At 73.0% G+C, this 20,701-nt stretch carries 15 protein-coding genes; 7 read left to right on the top strand and 8 right to left on the bottom strand.

Going from position 1 to position 20,701, the window contains the following annotated elements:
* Positions 1-90 precede the first annotated feature (90 nt).
* Positions 91-2,160, bottom strand: coding sequence for a phosphocholine-specific phospholipase C (locus tag ACQRUO_RS31840; RefSeq protein ID WP_428319593.1), 2,070 nt, complete (start codon positions 2,158-2,160; stop codon positions 91-93).
* 435 nt (positions 2,161-2,595) lie between these two features.
* Here ACQRUO_RS31840 and ACQRUO_RS31835 point away from each other — a divergent pair, with 435 nt between their 5' ends.
* Entirely contained in the window at positions 2,596-4,617 is a 2,022-nt protein-coding gene (locus ACQRUO_RS31835) for an ArnT family glycosyltransferase (protein ID WP_428319592.1), read from the top strand.
* A gap of 171 nt (positions 4,618-4,788) precedes the next feature.
* Complete coding sequence (locus tag ACQRUO_RS31830; RefSeq protein WP_428319591.1) at positions 4,789-5,265, top strand: hypothetical protein; 477 nt, start codon at positions 4,789-4,791, stop codon at positions 5,263-5,265.
* A gap of 29 nt (positions 5,266-5,294) precedes the next feature.
* Here ACQRUO_RS31830 and ACQRUO_RS31825 read toward each other — a convergent pair whose 3' ends face one another.
* Together ACQRUO_RS31825 and ACQRUO_RS31820 are read right to left on the bottom strand one after the other, a co-directional pair.
* Entirely contained in the window at positions 5,295-6,113 is an 819-nt protein-coding gene (locus ACQRUO_RS31825; RefSeq protein ID WP_428319590.1) for a class I SAM-dependent methyltransferase, read from the bottom strand.
* Between the two features lie 136 nt (positions 6,114-6,249).
* Entirely contained in the window at positions 6,250-6,753 is a 504-nt protein-coding gene (locus ACQRUO_RS31820; RefSeq protein ID WP_428319589.1) for a hypothetical protein, read from the bottom strand.
* 558 nt (positions 6,754-7,311) lie between these two features.
* Between ACQRUO_RS31820 and ACQRUO_RS31815 the strand changes: the two genes are divergently transcribed.
* Entirely contained in the window at positions 7,312-9,111 is a 1,800-nt protein-coding gene (locus ACQRUO_RS31815) for a WD40 repeat domain-containing protein (RefSeq protein WP_428319588.1), read from the top strand.
* Between the two features lie 107 nt (positions 9,112-9,218).
* Here ACQRUO_RS31815 and ACQRUO_RS31810 read toward each other — a convergent pair whose 3' ends face one another.
* Both ACQRUO_RS31810 and ACQRUO_RS31805 read right to left on the bottom strand, forming a co-directional pair.
* A complete protein-coding gene (locus ACQRUO_RS31810; protein WP_428319587.1) occupies positions 9,219-9,749 on the bottom strand; it encodes a MarR family winged helix-turn-helix transcriptional regulator in 531 nt (176 codons plus the stop codon).
* Between the two features lie 108 nt (positions 9,750-9,857).
* The gene (locus ACQRUO_RS31805) at positions 9,858-11,741 is read right to left on the bottom strand and encodes a potassium transporter Kup (protein WP_428319586.1); all 1,884 of its coding nucleotides are present in this window, start codon (positions 11,739-11,741) and stop codon (positions 9,858-9,860) included.
* An 883-nt stretch (positions 11,742-12,624) separates the two neighbouring features.
* Between ACQRUO_RS31805 and ACQRUO_RS31800 the strand changes: the two genes are divergently transcribed.
* Positions 12,625-14,058 (top strand): peptidase C39 family protein, encoded by a 1,434-nt coding sequence (locus ACQRUO_RS31800; RefSeq protein WP_428319585.1) that lies wholly within the window; start codon positions 12,625-12,627, stop codon positions 14,056-14,058.
* 63 nt (positions 14,059-14,121) lie between these two features.
* Here ACQRUO_RS31800 and ACQRUO_RS31795 read toward each other — a convergent pair whose 3' ends face one another.
* Positions 14,122-14,865: an SMI1/KNR4 family protein gene (locus ACQRUO_RS31795; RefSeq protein ID WP_428319584.1), complete on the bottom strand. Its 744-nt coding sequence runs from the start codon at positions 14,863-14,865 to the stop codon at positions 14,122-14,124.
* Positions 14,866-14,959: 94 nt separating this feature from the next.
* On the opposite strand from ACQRUO_RS31795, the gene ligA reads away from it, so the two are divergent.
* Both ligA and ACQRUO_RS31785 read left to right on the top strand, forming a co-directional pair.
* Positions 14,960-17,023 carry an NAD-dependent DNA ligase LigA gene (ligA, locus tag ACQRUO_RS31790; RefSeq protein WP_428319583.1) on the top strand — a complete coding sequence of 688 codons (2,064 nt, stop codon included), beginning with the start codon at positions 14,960-14,962 and terminating at the stop codon, positions 17,021-17,023.
* Between the two features lie 100 nt (positions 17,024-17,123).
* The gene (locus ACQRUO_RS31785; protein ID WP_428319582.1) at positions 17,124-17,879 is read left to right on the top strand and encodes a class I SAM-dependent DNA methyltransferase; all 756 of its coding nucleotides are present in this window, start codon (positions 17,124-17,126) and stop codon (positions 17,877-17,879) included.
* An 85-nt stretch (positions 17,880-17,964) separates the two neighbouring features.
* On the opposite strand, the gene ACQRUO_RS31780 is transcribed toward ACQRUO_RS31785, so the two are convergent.
* Both ACQRUO_RS31780 and ACQRUO_RS31775 read right to left on the bottom strand, forming a co-directional pair.
* Positions 17,965-18,117 carry a hypothetical protein gene (locus tag ACQRUO_RS31780; RefSeq protein ID WP_428319581.1) on the bottom strand — a complete coding sequence of 51 codons (153 nt, stop codon included), beginning with the start codon at positions 18,115-18,117 and terminating at the stop codon, positions 17,965-17,967.
* Positions 18,118-18,379: 262 nt separating this feature from the next.
* On the bottom strand, positions 18,380-19,585 hold the full coding sequence (locus tag ACQRUO_RS31775; protein WP_428319580.1) for a serine hydrolase domain-containing protein: 1,206 nt from the start codon (positions 19,583-19,585) through the stop codon (positions 18,380-18,382).
* Between the two features lie 240 nt (positions 19,586-19,825).
* On the opposite strand from ACQRUO_RS31775, the gene ACQRUO_RS31770 reads away from it, so the two are divergent.
* Complete coding sequence (locus tag ACQRUO_RS31770; protein WP_428319579.1) at positions 19,826-20,569, top strand: helix-turn-helix domain-containing protein; 744 nt, start codon at positions 19,826-19,828, stop codon at positions 20,567-20,569.
* Positions 20,570-20,701: the final 132 nt, after the last annotated feature.

Here is a 20,701-nt window from a genome sequence, read left to right as displayed (position 1 = left end):
GGGGGGGGGGGGGGGGGGGGGGGGGGGGGGGGGAAGCACCTTCTTCCCCCCCCCCCCCCACGCCTTCGCGGGTCAGCGGCTGATCCTCGCTCAGCCGCTGATGCTCGTCGCGCCGGTCTCGATGTGCCCGGTGACCCGGCGGCTCCAGGAGGAGTCGCTGTCCACGGTGACCGTGAAGTCGTACCAACCGTTGCAGATCGCCGCCTGGTTGAAGAAGTCCGTGGCGGTGGCACCCGGAGCGACCTGGTAGGTCCAGCTGCCGCTGCGGTAGTTGGTCGAGGTCACGGTGAAGGTGACCGTGCTGCTCCCGCTGTTGGTCATGGTGAACCAGAGCGCCTGCTGCCCGGTGTCCGGGGCCGGGGCGTAGGAGGTGGTCGCCTCGGCGGTCCTGCCCGCGGCGGTGGCGTCCCCGGCGAAGCGGCGCAGGAAGCGGTTGGGGCCGACGACCGTCAGGTCGTACTGCCCGTTGCCGTAGTTGGCGCCGATGTTGAAGTAGTCGCTGGTGCTGCCGTCGGTGCCGGCCGCGGCGTTGTAGGGCGCGACGGTGTACTGCCACGGGCCGCCGGTGCGGTGCGCGTTGGCGTAGATCGAGTAGTGCGCCCAGGCGGTGGCCTGCGGGCCCTGGTTGGCCATCTCCACCCAGAGCAGGATCTGGTTGTTGGCGTCGTACTCGAGCTTGGAGACCCAGGCGTTGGGCTGGTAGGGCAGCGCGCGGGCGGGCTTGGTGCCGGCCTCCTGGGTGGGCATCGCATTGGTGCCCGGGCTCGGGTTGATCTGCAGGTTGGCGGTGGCCTGGCTGATCGTCGCACTGGTGTCGGGCAGCGTGGGCAGCCCGAAGACCGGGTTGGTGAAGTCGAAGGCACCGGTCAGGTCGCCGCAGACCTGGCGGCGCCAGGCGCTGATGTTCGGGCAGACGGCCGGGGTGCCGAGCGCCGCCGTCCAGGTCTCCAGGAACCGGATCACGCTGGTGTGGTCGTAGACCTGGGAGTCGACCCAGCCGCCACGGGTCCACGGCGAGGCGATGATCATCGGGACCCGGAAGCCCAGGCCGATGTTGGTGCCGTTGTAGAACTCCCCGGCGGTGCCGGCCGGGGCCACCGGCGGCGGCACGTGGTCGAAGAAGCCGTCGTTCTCGTCGTAGTTGAGGAACAGCACGGTGGAGTCGAAGGTGTCCTGGTTGGCGGCCAGCGCCTGCAGCACCAGGTTGACGAAGTGCGCGCCGTTCTCCGGCGGACCGTCCGGGTGCTCGGAGAAGAGCTGGTTGGCGACCACCCAGGAGACCTGCGGCAGGGTGCCGTTGACCGCGTCGGCCCGGATCGCGGCCGCGATGTCGTCCGGGGTCGACCCGGTGCTCGGCACCGAGGCCATGCCGCGCTGCGCCAGCGGGCTGCCGCTCGCGGCGCCGGTGAACTGGGTGAAGTAGGCGAGCGCGTTGTCACCGAAGTTGTCGGAGGCGTTCTGGTAGACCTTCCAGCTCACCCCGGCGTTCTGCAGCGCCTCCGCGTAGGTCTGCCAGTGCAGCCCGCTCTCGTCGCCGCCGTCGTAGGCCGGGCCGCCCGCGGTGGCGCCCGGGTCGATCGTGCCGGACCACAGGTAGGTGCGGTTCGGGCCGGTGGCCGACAGGATCGAGCAGTGGTACGCGTCGCAGATGGTGTAGGCGTCGGCCAGCGCGTAGTGGAACGGGATGTCCGACCGGTTCATGAAGCCCATGGTGCGGTTGGAGCCCTTGGCGCTGATCCAGTCGTTCATCGCGCCGTTGTTCCACGCCCCGTGCTGGGTGCCCCAGGAGTGGTCGAGCGAGCCGTCGCACTGCGCCAGCTGCTCCTTGCTGACGCCCCACCACCAGGTGCTGGTGGCGCTCAGCTGCCAGGGGTACTGCCGGCCGCTGCCGTCGGGCTGGTTGAAGACGCTGTTGCCGTCCGGGAGCTGGATGGCGGTGCGGTCGCCGAACCCGCGCACGCCCTTGAGCGTGCCGAAGTAGTGGTCGAAGCTCCGGTTCTCCTGCATCAGCACCACGACGTGCTTCACGTCGGTGATGGTCCCGCTGGGAGCGGTGGCGGCAGCCGCCCGCGGCGCTCCGCCGGGCAGTGCGTCCAGACCCACGGCGGCGCCGAGTGCGGCGGCCGAGCCGAGGAAGGTGCGACGGGTCACAGGGGACACCGAAGGCCTCCTACGCGTTAAGTAAGGTGTACAACTTTGGCCAGATGAGCCATGGAGGACTGTTCGGGTCAGAGGTTGCGACTGGCGGGTAACCGCGTGTCGGAGAGATGAAACCGAGCGGACGACTGGCCGTCAAGATGTTCGACCGCAGAGGGTCCGAGCTGCCCGAACCGATGATGGGACGATCACCACTTCTGCTTGATCGCTGTCACTCCTGCACGCGATGATGCGCGTCTCATGAAAGGGGGAGCGGGGCCGCCCACCGTCTCGCGGTCGCCGTGTCGAGCCGTCATCAGCAGCAGCACCACCCAAGTCAGCACCACCGAAGTCAGCACCACCCAAGTCAGCACCACTGAAGATCCGTCCCTCGTCCAACCCGCGGGCCCCGGCCCGGGCTCGGACGAGCGCCCTCGCCCCGCCCGGCGTTCCGTCACCGTGCGGTCCCTGCTCGCCGGCCTGCGGGCCGCGGTCACCGCACCCCGCCTGCTGCTCGTCCTGATCGCGGCGGCCGCGGCGACCGCCTACGCCTGGCAGGTCGACAACGACGGACTGGAGGCCTACTACGCGGCCGGCGTGCGCAGCATGGCCACCGACTGGCACGCCTTCCTCTACGACGCCTTCGACCCGAGCGCCACCACCACCCTCGACAAGCTGCCCGGCGCCTTCTGGCTCCAGGCCCTGTCCGTGCGGGTGTTCGGGTACTCGGTGCGGGCGATGGTGCTGCCGCAGCTCGTGGAGAGCGTGCTGACCGTCCTGGCGCTGTACCGCGCCGTGCGGCGCACCGGCGGCACGACCGCCGCGCTGATCGCCGCCGCGGTGCTGGCAGCCAGCCCGGTGACCATCGCCTCCACCCGCGGGGACCTGGCCGAGCCGCTCTACCTGCTCGGCCTGGTGCTCGCCGCGGACGCCGTGCAGCGCGCGGTGCTGACCCGGCGTCGGCGCTGCCTGCTGGTCGCGGCGGGCTGGGTCGCCCTCGCCTTCCAGGCGAAGATGACGGAGGCCTGGCTGGTGCTGCCCTCCCTCGCCGTGGCGCTCGTCGCCGGGGCACCGGCGCACCGGCTGCGGGCGGGGCTGCGCGCGGGAGCGCTGGCGCTCGCCGCCACCGGGCTGTCGCTGGTCTGGGTCTGCTTCTTCGCCCTCACCCCGGCGGCCGAGCGCCCGGTGGTGGACGGCAGTGCGCACAACTCGATCTTCGAGCAGGTCTTCGACTACAATGCCGGCGCCCGGATCGGCCACCACACCGCGTTCGGCCTGCCGCCGCTGGCCCCGCCGAGCCCGCAGGCGCTGGCGGCCGCCGCCCGGCTGGCGGCGGCCTCCCACGGCGACGGCCGGCTGCCGCCCGCCGTCGCCTCCCACGCCTCCTGGGACCGTCTCCTCCTCGGCGTGCTGGCCCCCGACTGCGGCTGGCTGCTACCACTGGCGCTCGCCTCCGCGGTCCTGCTGCTGCTCCTGCGCCGCCGGGCCGGCCCCGGCGACCGGCTGCGGACGGCGACCCTGCTCTGGTCGACCTGGCTGCTGCTCTACGGCGGCGTGTTCAGCGCCGCCTACCTGGTCCACGACTACTACCTGGCGACGCTGGTCCCCGCGATCGCGGCGCTGACCGGCCTGGGCCTGACCGCGCTCTGGCGCCTGGCCGTACGGGCGGGCACGGGCGGGCCCACCCGGGCGGCGCGCGCCGCCCGGTACGGCCTGCCGGCCGTGCTGCTGCTCCAGACGGCGTGGACCGCGCTGCTCCTGGGCGACCAGGGCCCGGTGCCGGCCTGGGGCGTGCTGCTGATCGGCGCGGGTGCTGCGGCCGGGTGCGCGGCGGCGGCGTGGCGGGCGGCGGCGACGGACGCGCCCACGCTCTCGGCCGTGCCGCTCACCACGCCGGTGCGAACCCGCCGTCGGGTGCTCCTGGTGCCCGCCGCGTTGCTGACCTGTGCGGTGCTGGGCGTCGGGCCGCTCTCGGCGAGCGGCTGGCTGCTGAGCCGCTCGGGCGGCCCGTTCGACACCCCCTTCGCGGGCACCGGCACCATGGCGCGGCTGAGCCCGGCCGCCGACGCGGCCCTGCGCGAGGGCGCCGGCGACAGCTACGGCGGTGCGGTGCTCCCGGAGGTCACGCCGCCGTCCTGGTCACGGCTGGTCAAGTCCGGGGCGGCCATGCAGCGACGGCTGCAGGCGCACGGCGGCACCCTGCTGGTCTTCCAGGCGCCGGAGGCCTCGCCCTTCGTGATGGGCGGGGTGACCTCGATCGAGCCGGTCGGCGGGTTCACCGGCAACCTGCCGTACCCGTCCGTCGAGCAGCTGCGGCAGCTGATCCTCAGCGGCAAGGCCCCGCTGGCCCTGATGCCCGGGGACGAGGCCCTGGCGGCGACCGACCCGCGCGTGCAGCTGGTCAAGTCGCTGTGCACACCGGACCGGGAGGCGGCCGCCACCGCCGGGGCCGTGCTCTACGCGTGCCAGGAGGCCGGCTGACCCAGGGCGGGGGTGGGCCGGGCTGCCGCCGAGACTCCGTACGGGTGGCTGCGCCCGACACACGGCAACGGTGATTCATCATCAGATCGGCTCGGATTTGGATGGCGCCAGCCCACTGCACCTCCCCGGCCCGTCCCCGTCCCCGGCCCGGGCCCGTCCCACCGGAGCGCCATGTCCCACCTCACCACCCGCAGGCCCACCCCGATCGCCGGCCCCGGCACCCGCTCGCTGGTCCTCGCTGCCGGGGCCGCCACCGCCGTCGCGGCGCTCGCCGTGATCGGCGGTGTCGCCCTGGTCGACCGCGCCGCCCCGGACAGCGACGCCGAGCCGGCCGCGGCCGCCCACGCCCAGGTCGCCGCGGTGATCAGGCCCGACGGCAGCGTGATCCGTGCGCACGGTCTGGAGTCCGTCACCAAGGCCGGCCCCGGCCGCTACTGCCTCAAGCTGCAGCAGATCCCCGGGCTGCGGCTGACCGACACCGTCCCCGTCGTCAGCCCCTACGGTGCCGTCACCCACCCCGACACCGCTGCGCTCGCCTCCACCGACCCCACCCCCACCTGCGACGCCGCCCCCGACACCATCACCGTCTACACCGGCACCGCCGACCGGCCGGAGCGCGACGCCGCCTTCTCGCTCCTCATCCCCTGACCCGACCCTGCGATCTGGGGCTGAGTGGTTCAGCGGCGGCGGGCCAGGAAGAGGTCGCTGACCTGCAGCATGTCGATGCCGCCGCCGTGGGCGTCGAGCAGCCGGGCGGTGTCGGTCAGCACCTGGTCGCGCTGCTCGGCGGGCAGCGTGCGGTAGGCGGAGACCGAGGCGAGCAGGCCCAGGTAGCGGTCGCTGCCGTAGCGGACCCGCTGCCGGAAGCGGTGGCTGCGCAGGTCGGTGAACCGGCCGTCCCGGCGGCACTCGGGCTCCGGCCAGAACGGCTCGTTCGCGCCGCCGACCGGGTCGCCGTCGAACACGGCGGCGAGCTGGCCGTGCGGCGAGCTGGCGATGCCGTGGCGACGGTCCAGCTCGGCGAGTTCGCGGTGCAGGTCGGCGTCGATGACGCCGTGCGGGTTCCAGAACAGGGCGAGGGTGCCGCCGGGTTCGAGGGCGGCGTGGACCAGGTCCCAGCGGCGCTGCGGGTCGATCCAGTGCCAGCAGGTCGCGGCGTAGAGCAGCCCGAACCGCCGGCCCCGCGACTCCCACGCCTCGAAGTCGGCGACCTCGACGTCCACCTGCGGGAACGCTGCGGTGTTGCGCCGCAGCACCTCGGCCATCCGCGGATCGGGCTCGACACAGGTGAGCCGGATCCCGTGCGCGGCGAACGGCACGGTGGCCTTGCCGGTCCCCGCCCCGATCTCGAGGGCCGCGCCGACCCCCAGGTCGGCGTGCGCCAGCACCTCCGTGACCAGCGCGTCCGCGTACCCCGGTCGGGCCGCGTCGTACACCTCGGCCACCTCGCCGAACACCTGGCTGGGCCAGGTGTCGGCACGCTCCGTGTCGGTCACGGGTACCCCTCCATCCCTCGATCACTCGCTCGACAGGCGGTCACCGTACCGATCGGGTGGCGGGCGAACCATCGATTTACCGCCCGTCCGCGGCGGACCTCGCCGAGCTCCGCGGGCGCGTCGGAGGCGGCACCGGTCAGGGCCACCAGGAGACGATGCGGGCCCGGTCGCCGTCGAGGTCGGAGACGAGGTGGGCGACCCAGCGGCGGCCCGTGCCGTCGGCGGCGGGGTGGGCGTGGTCGAACTCGTCGCCGTAGTCGAGGCCGTCCGCCAGCCGGGCGAGGAACATCGTGACCGGACCCCGGCGCCCGTCACGGGTCTGCGCCGTGCAGGGGAGCCCGCTCAGCTCGGCCAGTCCGCGCGCCACGTCACGCCGGTGCAGCACCGCGGGCACGCTGCGCACCTCGCCGCCGAGCGTCACGGTGAGGGTGAGCGGCTCGGGGGTGGCGGCGGCGTAGCAGGGGCACATGTCGTCCCGCCACGGCCCCCCGTCCGACAGCTCGGGCCGGCCCCGGTGCCACATGCCGGCCACACAGGTGCGTTGGGTGTGGCACGCACAGTCGGGACAGTCCGCCGGCTCGGGCCACTCGGGCCACTCGGGCGGCTCGGTAGCCGGCTGCTGGTCGTCCTGGGCAGGCATGGTGCCCTCCTCGTCGGGGTCGAACTCGTCGGGGTCGAAGTCGTATCCTCCGCTCCGCGAGCCGCCCTCACCACCCGTTTGGAACTCGCGGTGGTCGTGTGGGCGGCTACGGTGCTGGTCATGTCTGGTGACCTGCAGGACGGTGGCTCATGCGTGGGATCCCTCGTGGCGGACGGGTGGTTGGCGGATCCCGGGTTCCTGGTGAACGGGGATCCGGGGCGAGTGGTGCGACTGTTGGCTGCGGCCTCGGGCCCCGGGGCACGGTTGGGGGCGGCGGTGTACCGGGCGTCGGCACATCTGCATCGTGACGCCGGCGCGGGGGAGCGGCGGCAGTTGCTGGCCCTGGATGCGGCCCGGTACGGGGATCCGGCGCTTTCGGCGCGGATCTCTGCGGTACCGGTGGAAGGCGAACCCGCCGCCGAGTGGCACGTTCGATGGGCCACCGGTTCATCGGTCGACCCTCGGTTCCGTTTCACCCTGACCGAGGGAGGGCTGTGGGGGGCGGCGACGGTGGTCCTCGGCGGCCGTTCCTGCGTCGTCGCAGGCGGTGACGACGGGATGGTGCGGGTGTGGGACCTGACCACCGGAGAGCCGCTCGAACGGGCCCTCAGCGGACACGTCGGCGCGGTGTACTCGGTGGCGACGGCGGTGCTCGACGGCCGACCTCATGCTGTCACCGGCGGCGACGACGGCACCGTGCGGGTGTGGGACCTGACCACCGGAGAGCAGGTGAGCCGGCTCCTGACCGGCCACGACGGCGGTGTGGAGTCGGTGGTGACGGCGGTGGTCGACAACCGCGGGCACGCCGTCACCGTCGGCATGGACGGGACGGTGCGACTGTGGGACCTGACCACGGGTCGCCGGGTCGCCGGGTTCCTCACCGGCCGCAACGACAAGGCGCGTGCGGTGGCGACGGCGGTGGTCGACGGCCGGCCTCATGTTGCCACCGGCGGTCTGGACGGGACGGTGCTGGTGTGCGACCTGACCACGGGCGAGCGGGTGAGCCGGCTCGAGACCGACCGCGATGACGCGGTTGCGATGGTGTCCACGGTGGTGGTCGACGGCCGACCCTGTGCTGTCCTCGGCAGTGCCGGTGACGCGGTGCGGGTGCGGGACTTGATCACGGGTCAGCAGGTCGGCCCGCCGCTGAACGGGCATGACGAGGGGGTGTGGACGCTCGCGACGGGGGTGGTCGGCGACCGGCCCCACGCGATGACGGGCGGTTTGGACGGGACGGTGCTGGTGTGGGACCTGACCACCGGCGAGCCGGTCGGCCGTCCCCTCACCGGAGGCCACGACGGGGAAGTGCGGGTGGTGGCGGCGCCGGTGATCGACGGCCGCATGCACGCCCTCCTGCGCGACGAGGACGGGACGGTCCGGGTGTGGGACCTGACGGTCGAGGAGCAGCTCGGCGATCCCCGCACCGGCCACGGCGGAGGGGTGGACGCGGTGGCGACGGCGGTGGTCGACGGCCGCGCGTGCGCCGTCACCGGCAGTTCCGGCTGGGAGCAGTCGGTTCGGGCCTGGGACCTGGCCACCGGGCAGCGGGTCGGCGAGCCCATCGTCAGGCACTGGGGCGGGGTCCGGGAGGTGTCCACGGTGGTGGTCGACGGCCGCGCGTGCGCCGTCACCGGTAGCTACCACGGCACGGTGCGGGTGTGGGACCTGGCCACCGGTCAGCAGATGCGCGAGTCCCTCACCCGTGGCACCGGCAAGGTGAGCGCGGTGGCGACGGCGGTCCTGGACGGCCGTCCCGTTGCGCTGACCGGAGACGAGGACGGCAGGGTGCTGGTGTGGGACCTGACGACAGGTGAAGGTACCGGTCGGTTCCTCACCGGTCCCGGCAGGCCGGTGGGCGCGGTGGCGACCAGCGTGGTCGACGGTCGTTCGTGCGCCGTCACCAGCACCGACGACGGCAGGCTGCTGGTGTGGGACCTGACCACGGGTGAGCAGGTCAGCGAGTTCCTGCACGGGCACCGGGGCAGGGTGTGCGCGGTGGCGACGGTGCTGGTCGAAGGCCGTCCTTTCGCCGTCACCGGCGGTGGCCGCGGCGGTGACCACCTCTGCGACGGCGGGGCGCGGGTGTGGGACCTGAGCACGGGTGAGCAGGTTCACCCGCCCCTGCCCGAGGGCCACCAGAAGATGGTGGCGGCGGTGGCTACGGTGGTGCTGGGCGGTCGCCCCCATGCCGTGACCGGCAGCTACGACGGCAGGGTGCGAGTGTGGGACCTGATCACCGGAGAGCAGGCCGGCCGACCCTTGGTGTTCCCGTCGCCGATCGGGGCTCTGGTCATGGCACCGGATGGCCGACTGGTGGTCGCCTTCGGCCACGAGATCGCAGTGCTGACCCGCTGTTGACCGAGCGTCGACGGGGACGGGTGCCGGTGATCAGGGCGGTGGGGCCGGAGGTGGCGGTGGCGAGCAGACCGGCAGCGGTGTCACGTCGAGCAGCGCGCGCCGCAGCCTCACGCCGGGTCAGCCGGGTCAGCCGGCTCGGTCGACCACGCCGGCTCCGCCGCCAGCTTCGCGGCGATCCGGTCGTGGAAGCTCGTGCGCCCGAGCGCCTGCTCGATGTCGCGGACCACCCGGGAGAGCGGGTAGGGGAGTTCCGCCTCGAGCTCGACGAGGGCCGCCTCGGTGGCCCGCCACTCCGCCGCCAGGCGGCCGATCACGCTGCGGGCCTGGTCGGTGAGGGTGACCTTCTTGGTGCGGGCGTCGTCGCCCGGCACCGTCTGCACCCAGCCGGCCTTGCGCATGGCCGCGACCTTCTGGCTGAGCGCCGAGTGGGTGCGCTGGACCGACTCGGCCAGTTCGGTGATGGTCATCGGGCCGCGGGCGTGCAGCCGCAGCAGTTCCAGGATGAAGCTCGGCTTGAGCCCCTCGATCCGGTGCTCGGTGTAGAGGCGTCCGATGTCGTCGTCCATGGCGCTCTGGAGCAGCCGCAGCGGCCGCCAGAGGCTCTCCTGCGAGGGGTCGGGTGCGGGTGCGTCAGCCATGGGGCGAATCGTAACAGCACTTATACAAATGCTCGGAAAGATGGCCGGGGCACCCGTGGTGCCCCGGCCGTCCGGGCAGCGCCCGGCCCTACCGCGTGACGCCGAGCGTCACACCGAGACCTGCGCGCCCATGATCACGCAACGGTCGCTCGGCAGCCCGAAGTACGAGACCGGGCTGCTCGCGTTGTTGGCGAGCGTCAGGAAGAGGCGCTTGCGCCAGCTCCGCATGCCCGGTGCGGTGGTCCGGATGATCGTCATCCGGGAGAGGAAGTAGGAGACCTCGTCCACCTCCAGCCCGTGGATCTGGCCCGCGTCCGGGTGCTGCGAGGCGAGCCGCAGCAGCTGCGGGATGTTCGGCTCGTCCATGAAGCCGAAGCGCCCGGTGAGGTGGGTGATGCCGTCGTCGCTGTGGCCGAGGTCGTCGAAGACGCAGCGGTCCTCCTCGGCGATGTGCGGCACCCGCTCGGTGATGACCGAGAGGATGATGACGTTCTTGTGCAGCGTGTGGTTGTGCTCCACGTTGGCGCGCAGCGCCAGCGGCGTGGTCTCGATGTTCGCGTTGAGGAACACCGCGGTGCCGTCCACCCGGTGCACCGGCGGGGCCATCGCGTCGACCTCGTCGACGAACTCCCGCAGCGGACCTTCCAGCGCGGTCCGGTTCGGGGTGACGATCTGGCGCCCCCGCTGCCAGGTGATCAGGATGGTGAAGACCGTGAAGGCGACCAGCAGCGGCAGCCAACCGCCGTGCACGACCTTGGTCAGGTTCGCCGCGAAGAACGCGATCTCGCTGGTCAGGAAGACGACGGCGCCCAGCACGATCATCCAGATCGGCTTGCCCATCAGGTTCCGGGCCACCGCCAGGAAGAGCACGGTGTTGAGCACGAAGGTCGCGGTGACCGCCACGCCGTACGCGGAGGCGAGCGCGGCGGACGAGCCGAAGCCCACCACCAGGGTCACGACCGCACCGAACAGGCCCCAGTTGATCACCGGCGCGTAGACCTGGCCGACCTCGTGCTCCGAGGTGTGGCGGATCGTCATGTGCGGCAGCACGCCGAGCTGCACCGCCTGCCGGGTGACGCTGAACGCACCGGAGATGACCGCCTGCGAGGCGATGACGGTGGCGATGGTCGCGAGGATCACCATCGGGAACTGCGCCCAGCCCGGCATCAGCAGGAAGAACGGGTTCGCGATCGCCGAGGGCGAGCGCAGGATCAGCGAGCCCTGGCCGAGGTAGTTCAGCGTCAGGGTCGGGAAGACCAGGAAGAACCAGGCGCGGTGGATGGGGGCCCGCCCGAAGTGGCCCATGTCCGCGTAGAGCGCCTCGGCGCCGGTGACCGCCAGCACCACCGAGGCGAGCGCCACGAAGCCGATCATGCCATGGTGCACGATGAACTGCAGGCCGTAGGTCGGCGACAGCGCCTTCATGATCGCCGGGTGCTGCACGACCTCGGCCCCGCCGGTCACGCCGAGGATGACGAACCAGACCGTCATGATCGGCCCGAAGAGGTTGCCCACCAGGTTGGTGCCGTAGCGCTGGATGGCGAAGAGCACCACCAGCACCGCGATGGTGACCGGGATGACGAAGCTGCTCAGACCAGGGGTCGAGACCTTCAGACCCTCGACCGCCGACAGCACCGAGATCGCCGGGGTGATCATGCCGTCGCCGTAGAAGAGCGACGCCCCGAAGATCCCGAGCGCGATCAGGATCACCTTGGTGCGCAGCGACTTGAAGTTGAGCTTCTGGACCAGGGCGGTGAGCGCCATGATCCCGCCCTCGCCGCCGTTGTCGGCGCGCAGGATGAAGGTGACGTACTTGACCGAGACGATCAGGGTGATCGCCCAGAAGACCAGGGAGATGACTCCGTACACCTGGTCCGGCGTGGTCCCGACCGCGTTGTTGTCGGCGGTGAACACGGTCTGGATCGCGTACAGCGGGCTCGTCCCGATGTCACCGAAGACGACGCCCAGGGCGCCCAGGGTGAGGGCGGCCATGGCCGGGCGGTGGTGTGCTGATCTGCTGCCGTCGCGCGCGCCGCCGGGTTCAGTGGCGGTCGGGCTGACGGGCGCGCTCTTAGCGGCTTCTATACTCATGATGAGCGAAGATCATACGCATATCGGATTCGATTCCAAGGCCACCCCCGGGTTCGGCGAAGGCAACCCAGCCCTGGGCCCCCACAGCGCCGTTGCGCACCTCCCCTCATTCCTGCTATAAGCGCCACCTCGCCCGCGCGGCAGGGGAGTCCGGGCGTCGCTGGCAGCGGGATCTCCCAGCTGAGCGGGTGCAGCACGGCGTCGTCGGGGCGCGCGGCGGGACGTTCGGGGCCGCGCGGTCGGCCCCCGCCGGTGGGTGCCGGGGTGCGCCGGCGGGCGGCGGGGTCGGGCCGGCGGTGAGCCGGGCGGCGGGGGAGGCATCGGGGGGAGAGCAGTGGGCGCCGCCGCTGCCGCCACCGGGTGGGGGTGGTGCCGGCGATCTCCGCGGCGGTGAGCGCCGGGCCGGGCGCCTGGGCGGACCAGGAGGACCCCCGTCGAGGACACGACTGGCAGCACCGCCCACTTCACCGACGGCAGCACCGACCGCTTCGCCGACAGCAGACCGACCGCGGCCGACGGCTTGTGCCCCGTGGTGAGACGGGTGCCGTGAGGCAGTCGGATGCCGCTCCGGCGGTTCCGCCGCCGATGCGCAAGATCCTTACTGCTACGCGCCCCCCGAAATATTTCTTAACGCCTTCTTGACGCGTATTTCTTAACGCCTTTTTGACGCCGCGCGCGCCCCCCGCGGGCGGCCGGGTGATCGACTGCGGCGGGCTCCGTCCTGGCGCCGCAGCGTGACCTCGCCGCAGCGTGACCTCGCCGGGGTGTTCGGCGTTGCAGGCATGTGCCCGATCCCACCCGCAGGTCCCTGCTCGCGGCCGCGGCCGCCGCCGCGGTCGCCCCCCGACCCCAGCTCGCCGAGGCGCCCGCCGAGCCGCCCGCCGAGGTGCTCAGCCCCGCCGCGCAGGACCGGCCGGGCCGGCCGGGCCGCCCCGCCGAGGCGGACCCCGTGCCGTCGCGGCCGGCCGAGGCCGCGGCCGGTGCGATCGGGTACCAGGCCTGGACCACCACCGCCGACTGGGCCGGCGGCACCGCCCAGGGGACGGCGCCGACGGACGACGAGGACCCGCCGGGCATCGCCGTCGCCGCGCCGGCCGGCACGGTCGACTACCTCGACCCGCACACCGGCACCACCGCCACCTGGGAGTGGGCGAGCTGGACCTCGCCCGAACGCCCGCTCGACCGCCCCGCGACGCAGGCCGTCGTCTCCTGGAACGCCCTGACCCCGGCGGGCACCTGGCTCGCGGTCGAACTGACCGGCAGCTACACCGACGGCACCCGCGCGCCCTGGTACGTGATGGGCCGCTGGGCCGCCGGCGACCAGGACATCCGCCGCACCAGCGTCGCCGACCAGCAGGACGGCCGCAGCAGCATCCGGACCGACACCTTCGCCATCGACACCCCGTCCAGCGGCCTGCGCCTGGCCACCTGCCGCCTGCGGCTCACCCTCCACCGCCGGCCGGGCAGCGCGCTCACCCCCGTGGTCCACCGGCTCGGCGTGGTGGTCTCGGACCTGCCCGACGCCACCGAGGTGCCGCCCACCACGCCGGGCCCGGCCGCGGGCACCGAGCTGGCCGTGCCGAGCTACGCGCAGGAGATCCACCGGGGCGAGTACCCCCAGTACGACGGCGGCGGCGAGGCCTGGTGCAGCCCCACCTCCTCACAGATGGTCATCGCCTACTGGGGCGGCACCCCCACGCCCGCCGACCTGGCCTGGGTCGACCCCGACTACCCGGACCCGCAGGTCTGCCAGGCTGCCCGGGGCACCTACGACAACCAGTACCAGGGCTGCGGGAACTGGCCGTTCAACGCGGCCTACGCAGCGACCTACCCGGGCCTGCAGTCGCTCGTCACCCGGCTGCGCTCGCTGACCGACGCCGAGCAGCTGGTGCTCGCCGGCATCCCGGTCATCACCTCGGTCAGCTTCCTGGCGGGCGAACTGGACGGCGCCGGCTACGGCACCGCCGGGCACCTCATGGTGATCACCGGGTTCACCACCGACGGGGACGTCGTCGCCAACGACCCCGCCGCACCCTCGGACGCGGCGGTCCGCCGGGTCTACCCGCGCCGCCAGTTCGAGAACGTCTGGCTGCGCACCAGGCGGACCGACGCCGCGGGCGGGACGGTCGACGGCAGTGGCGGCATCTGCTACCTCTACTTCCCGGCCGCCCCCACCGCCGAGCAGAGCCGGGCGTTGGCGGCCTGCGGCGTGCGCTGAACGGAAGCAGCCGCGGAAGCGGGACGGGAGCGGGGGCAGCGGCCGGCAGCCGGCAGCCGGCGGCTAACGGCTCGCCGGTCGGGCGGGCTGCTCCCGCACCTGACGCTCGCTCTCCTCGAGCCACGCCAGGTACCAGCGCGCGAAGGTGAGGGGCGCACCGTGCTCGTCCAGCAGCGGGACGAGGTCCAGGTCGTCCACCCGGTCGTCGGCCCAGATCCGGCCCCGCTCGGGCCCGCTGAGGACCAGCCACTGGCGAGCCGCGCAGCCGAGGTGGTTGATCACGACGGCGCCCACCGTGCGGTCGGGGGAGTACATCACTTCCTCCCAGCGCTCGTCCCACGCCTCGATGGCGTCGTCGAAGTCCTCGATCTCCGCGTACTCCTCCTCCATCGGACGCTCCGCCAGCACGGCCCGCACCAGCGCACGGTCCGGGCCCTGCCGCGGGAAGGGCTCGGCCAGCCGGGACAGGTCCGCGAGGTCGGCGCCGTCGCCCTCCCAGCGCCAGCGGCCCTGCACCCGGCGGACCGGGAAGAGCCCGTGCGCCGGTCCGGCGACGCCGGCACCCACCCGCAGCAGGAACTCCCGGTACTCCGCGGGCAGCACGACACCGATCCGGGCCTCGAGCTCGGCCAGCTCCGCCGGGGTCAGCGGTTCCGCCAGCCGGAACCCGTGGCTCGCCGAGCCGAACACCGCCGCCCTGCCGGGCGCTTCCGCGAGCGCCAGCACCCGCTCCCGGACTCCGGCCCATGTCGTCTCTTCCAACCCCGCCTCTTCCAGCTCCACCTCTTCCAGCTCCACCTCTTCCACGGTCCGAGCCTAGGCCCCACCCCTGACAGGCTCGGTCCGGCGCCGCCCGGCCGGGGTGCTGCCAGGCCGTCGGCTGTCAGTGCCGGCGGCCATCATGGTGCACATGTTCGAGACCGCCACGCTGCTGTCCCCCGCCGACTACCGCGCTGCCGTCGCGGCCGCCGTCCAGGCGGCCACCGCCTACTACGCGGACGGCTCCACCACCCTCGGGGACGACGAGTACGACGCCCTGGTGCGCGCCATCGAGGTCTACGAGGGTGCGCACCCCGACGAGGTGCTGCCCGACTCCCCGAGCGGCAAGGTCGCCGGCGGTGCGGCCGACGGCGACGTGCCGCACAGCGTCCCGATGCTCTCCCTGGACAACGTCTTCTCCGCCGAGGAGTTGGCCGAGTGGGCCGCCGGGCTGGAGCGCCGGCTGGGCCGTCCTGCGCAGGGCTACTGCGTGGAGCCGAAGCTGGACGGCCTCGCGGTCGCCGCCCGCTACGCCGCCGGTCGCCTGCAGCAGCTGATCACCCGCGGTGACGGTCTGGCCGGCGAGGACATCACCCACGCCGCCGACGCCGTCCTTGGCCTGCCCGCGCTGCTCACAGAGCCGCTGGACGTCGAGCTGCGCGGCGAGGTGCTCTTCACCCACGACCAGTTCGACCGGGCCAACGAGACCCGCACCGCCCACGGCGCGCTCCCGTTCGCCAACCCGCGCAACGGCGCCGCCGGCACCCTGCGCGCCAAGGACCGCCCCTACCGGGTCGAGCTGACCTTCTTCGGCTACGACGCCATCGGCCTGCCGGCCGAGCTCGACCACACCGTGCTGCTCGCGCGCCTGGCCGAGCTCGGCGCCAACACCGCCGCCACCACCGAGGCCCACCCGCAGCGCTGCGCCACCGTCGAGGCCGCCCAGCAGCGGGTCGAGGAGATCGCCGCGCTGCGCCCCGCGCTGCCCTTCGGCATCGACGGTGTCGTCATCAAGGCGGATGCCGCCGCCGACCAGCAGCAGGCCGGCTCCGGCTCCCGCGCGCCACGCTGGGCGGTGGCCCGCAAGCTGCCCGCGGTGCACAAGGTGACGCGGCTGCTGGAGGTGGAGTGGAACGTGGGCCGTACCGGCATCATCGCCCCGCGCGCGGTCCTGGAGCCCGTCGTCATCGACGGGGTCACCGTCACCTACGCCACCCTGCACAACCCGGCCGACATCACCCGGCGCGGACTGATGCTCGGTGACCAGGTCTTCGTCTACCGGGCCGGCGACGTGATCCCGCGGGTGGAGGCGCCGCTGGTGGACGAGCGCACCGGCGTCGAGCAGCCGATCGTCTTCCCCGAGGTCTGTCCGCGCTGCGGGGACGCGATCGACACCGGCGAGCAGCGCTGGCGCTGCGTGCGCGGGCGCAACTGCCAGGCGGTGGCGAGCATCCGCTACGCGGTGGGGCGCGACCAGCTCGACATCGAGGGCCTGGGCGGCACCCGGGCGGTGCAGTTGGTGGAGGCCGGCCTGGTCACCGACCTGGCGGACCTGTTCACCCTCACCCGGGAGCAGTTGCTCGCCCTGGAGCGGATGGGGGAGACCAGCACCGACAACCTGCTGGCCGCCATCGAGACCGCCCGCAGCCGGCCGCTGAACCGGGTCTTCTGCGCGCTGGGCGTGCGGGGCACCGGGCGGACCATGTCCCGGCGGATCGCCGCTCACTTCGGCTCGATGGCCGCGATCCGCGCCGCCGACGCCGATGCGCTCGCCCTGGTCGACGGCATCGGCGCGGAGAAGGCCCGGGTGATCGTCGCCGAGCTCGCCGAACTCGGCCCGCTGCTGGACAAGCTGATCGCGCAGGACGTCGGCACCGCGGAGACCACCCCGGCCGCCGCGACCGCCGCCGTGGACACTGCCGCCGGGGACACGGTCGCCGAGCCCGCCGACTCCGGCCCGCTCACCGGCGAGGCCGTGGTCGTCACCGGCAGCATGACTGGAGCCCTGGCCGCGCTGTCGCGCAACGAGATGAACGAGCTGATCGAGCGCGCCGGCGGCAAGGCCTCCGGCTCGGTCTCGAAGAAGACCACCCTGCTGGTCGCCGGCGAGAAGGCCGGCTCCAAGCGCACCAAGGCGGAGGAACTCGGCATCCGCATCCTCACCCCCGAGGACTTCGCCGACCTCGTCGCCGAGCTCCTCGGCTAGCCCGCCCCGGCCCGCGCCGTGCCGCGCCGCGCCGCCCCGCCCCCGTCGCGGTGCGGAAAATTCCCGGCACCGGCCGCCGGCACCGCGGTACCGTCCGTCGGTGATCGATGAAGACGGGTACTTCGGAGAACAACAGGCAGAACACTACGACCGGTCCGCCGACGCCGAGTTCCAGGCAGACGTCATCGAACGGACCGTGGAGGTGCTTGCCGAACTGGCGGGCGGCGGACGGGCGCTGGAGCTGGGGATCGGGACCGGGCGGATCGCGCTGCCGCTCGCCCGGCGCGGCGTTCCGGTCCACGGCATCGACCTGTCCCGGGCGATGGTGGCCCGGCTGCGGGCCAAGCCCGGGGGCGAGGGGATCGGCGTCTCGATCGGCGACTTCGTCACCACCACCGTGGACACCTCGGCGGAGGGGCCCTTCTCGCTCGCCTACCTGGTCTACAACACCATCATGAACCTGGCGAGCCAGGAGGCCCAGGTCGACTGCTTCCGCAACGTCGCCGCGCACCTGGCACCCGGCGGCTGCTTCGTGATCGAGGTGATGGTCCCGGAGCTGCGCAAGATCCCGGCCGGGCAGCACATCGTGCCGTTCAGGGCCGGGCCGACCGGGTGGGCCTACACGGAGTACGACACCGCCACCCAGGACGCGACCTGTCACTACATCAGCCTCACCGAGGACGGCCGCGGTGCGGCCCGGTCCGTCCCGTTCCGCTACGTCTGGCCCGCCGAGCTGGACCTGATGGCCCGACTCGCCGGCCTGCGGCTGCGCGACCGCTGGGACGGCTGGACCCGCCGGCCCTTCACCCAGGACAGCGTCCGGCACGTCTCGGTCTGGGAGAAGCCGCCGGCCTGAGGCGGCGCAGCCGCGCGGCCGGGGCGGACAAACGGAACGGGCCGCCACCTCCGATGAGGTAACGGCCCGTTGTCGCTCGCGGTGCTCACGCGGTCAGGTTGGTGAGAGTCTGGCGAACCTGCCGGGTGGCGCGCTCGGCACGGTTCTTGAGCCGCAGGGCGCGGGCGAGGCGGTACTTCTCGGCTTCCCACAGGCGCTCGTCGATCGTCGCGCGCGCCGCATCCAGCTGGATGGTCATGTCGGGTTCCCCCTGTTTCGTCCGGTGATCCGGCGGCACCACCGTGATGCCGCCCTCAAGGTCACCTGGTGCTTCAGATTCTACACCAAAACTTGGGCGACTGCCTTTCATATATCCCTCATATCCGGGTGATGCCTGTCGATCGAAGGTGTTCCTGGCTGGTTGGCCTACGAGTCACCTGCTGGTGGCCACCCGGCCGGATCCGCGTGCTCCACTGGCTGCTGTCGTGCCGCCGTCGGTCGTCCGAGGAGGCGGGGGTGGCTCAGGAGATGGCGGCGGGGGCGGTCGGCGTGGTGTTGCAGAACTCGGCCTCCAGCTCGGCGGTGAAGACGCCGATCGGCCACTTCCAGCTGCCCTTGGCCCAGTCGCCGTTCACGCCGGTCGACAGCAGGTGGCGGCCGTCGCGGGTGCCGAAGGTGTAGGACCAGGATCCGTTGAGCGCGCCGCCCATGCCCCACACCGTGCCGCAGGAGAGCCGCAGCGAGGCGACGCCCAGGCCGTAGTGGGACTGGTCGATCCAGTTGCCCCGGGTGTCCTGCATGGTGAACATCTCCGCCTGCTGGGTGGGCGGCAGCACCCGTCCCTCGAGCAGGGCGCGGAAGAAGGTGTCGAGGTCCCCCAGTGTGGAGATGAGGTCGCCCGAGCCGTAGCCCCAGGAGGGGTTGAGGTCGGTGACGTCGTAGAAGGGGGAGGGGACGCCCGGCGTCAGCGTCGAGTAGTAGCGGCCGTGCAGGCCGTGGATGCGGGTGTCGTCGCCGGTCGGCTCGTAGGTGTTCCGCAGGTGCAGCGGCTCGGTGATCTGCGTGGCGATCTCCTGGGCCAGGCTGTGGCCGGTGGCTTGCTCCACGATCATCCCGGCCAGCACGTAGTTGGTGTCGGAGTACACCCAGCCGGTGCCCGGGGCGAAGTCCGGCTTCTTGGTGAGGGCGAGCTCGACCAGCTGGCGCGGGGTGAAGTGGTCGAACCGGTGCTGCAGGAACGCCTGGCCGGAGAAGTCGGCCTGCACCTGGTCGGCGGTGGCGAAGTTGGCGATGCCGCTGGTGTGGTTCAGTAGTTGCCGGATGGTGACCGTGGAGCCGTCGTAGCCGTTGCCGTCCACCAGGCCGGGCAGCCAGTGCTCGACGGTGTCGTCCAGGCTGAGCTCGTGCTCGGCCTCGAGCCGCAGGACCACGGCGGCGACGAAGGTCTTGGTGGTGCTGCCGATCCGGAACCGGTCCTGCGGCACGAAGGTGCGCCCGGTGTTCACGTCGGCGGTGCCGGCCTGCCCGAACCAGGTCGAGCCGCCGTCCCGGACCTCGGCCATCGCCCCCGGCAGGCCGGCGTCGGAGACCGCGAGGTCGAGCACGGACTGGACGCCGGCGTGGCCGCCGTCGGGAGCCGACGGGGCCGCGGCGAGGGCCGCCGGCCCGGCGGCCAGCACGGCGCCGGTGAGCAGGACGGTGAGGGCGGTGCGGACGGTGTTCTTCACGGTGGTTCCCCCTGGCTGCGGTCTGGTTTCGCGTTCGGTGAAGAGATTAGGTCGCTCTTCGCAGATCCGGCAACATCGGATGTGGTCAACAGGCCTATCCTCCCAGGTGGATGACGGTGAATTGGTGCAATGACCTTGCCGGCGAATGCAACAGGATCCGGACCTCTGTTGCAATGGATGTCCGGTGAACGGATACTCGGAGCCGACGTTGCGCAGGTGCGAGCAGAGGGAGGGGTGTCCGTGCCGGGTGCCAGGCTGACTCAGGAGGACCGCCGCCGGATCGCCGCCGGGCTGGCCGCGGGGCTCGGCAACGGCGAGATCGCCCGGCAGCTGGACCGCCCCACCTCGACCGTCACCCGCGAGATCGCCCGCAACGGCGGCCCGACCGGCTACCGGGCGGACAGCGCGCAGCGCGCCACCGTGCAGCGGGCCCGGCGGCGTTCGATGGCGCCGGGGCGGTCGGCCGACGGCCGGGCGCACCCGGCGGACGGGCGTGACCAGGCCGCGGTGCAGGAGTTCGCGGGGCAGTTCGCCGAGTTGCTGGTGCAACTCGGCCTGCCGCGCATGGTGGCCCGGGTGCTCAGCTGCCTCTACGTCACCGACAGCGGCAGCCTGAGCGCGGCCGAGCTGGTGCAGCGGCTCGCGGTGAGTCCGGCCTCGGTCTCCAAGGCGATCGGCTACCTGGAGGGCCAGGCGCTGGTACGGCGCGAGCGGGCCGAGGCCGGTCGCCGCGAGCGGTACGTGATCGACGACGACGTCTGGTACAGGTCCCTGCTGGCGAGCGCCCAACGCAACGCGCTGCTGGCCGAGTTCGCCCGCAACGGCGCCGACCTGCTCGGCCCGGCCACCCCGGCCGGGGGCCGGCTCGGGGGCGCGGCCTCCTTCCTGGCCGACACCGGGGCGGACATCGTTCGCGCCGTGCACCGCCGCCGCCACCGCGACGCGGCTCGCTCCGCAGCAACCCCCGGGACTGACGCGGGGTGACCGGCCGGCCAGGCCGCCCGCGCGCGGCGCCCGGCGCGGCCCTGCATCCCCCGCGCGATCCGGCCCAGCATCCCCGGGCGCGGCCCGGGCAGCCCCCGGACGCCGTGCCGGGTCACGCCGGTGGCCGACTCC

It is taken from the genome of Kitasatospora sp. LaBMicrA B282, from assembly GCF_050325825.1.
GTDB lineage: Bacteria > Actinomycetota > Actinomycetes > Streptomycetales > Streptomycetaceae > Kitasatospora.
Note: the sequence above shows the minus strand (reverse complement) of the source record. Positions and strands in the feature narration are given on the sequence as shown.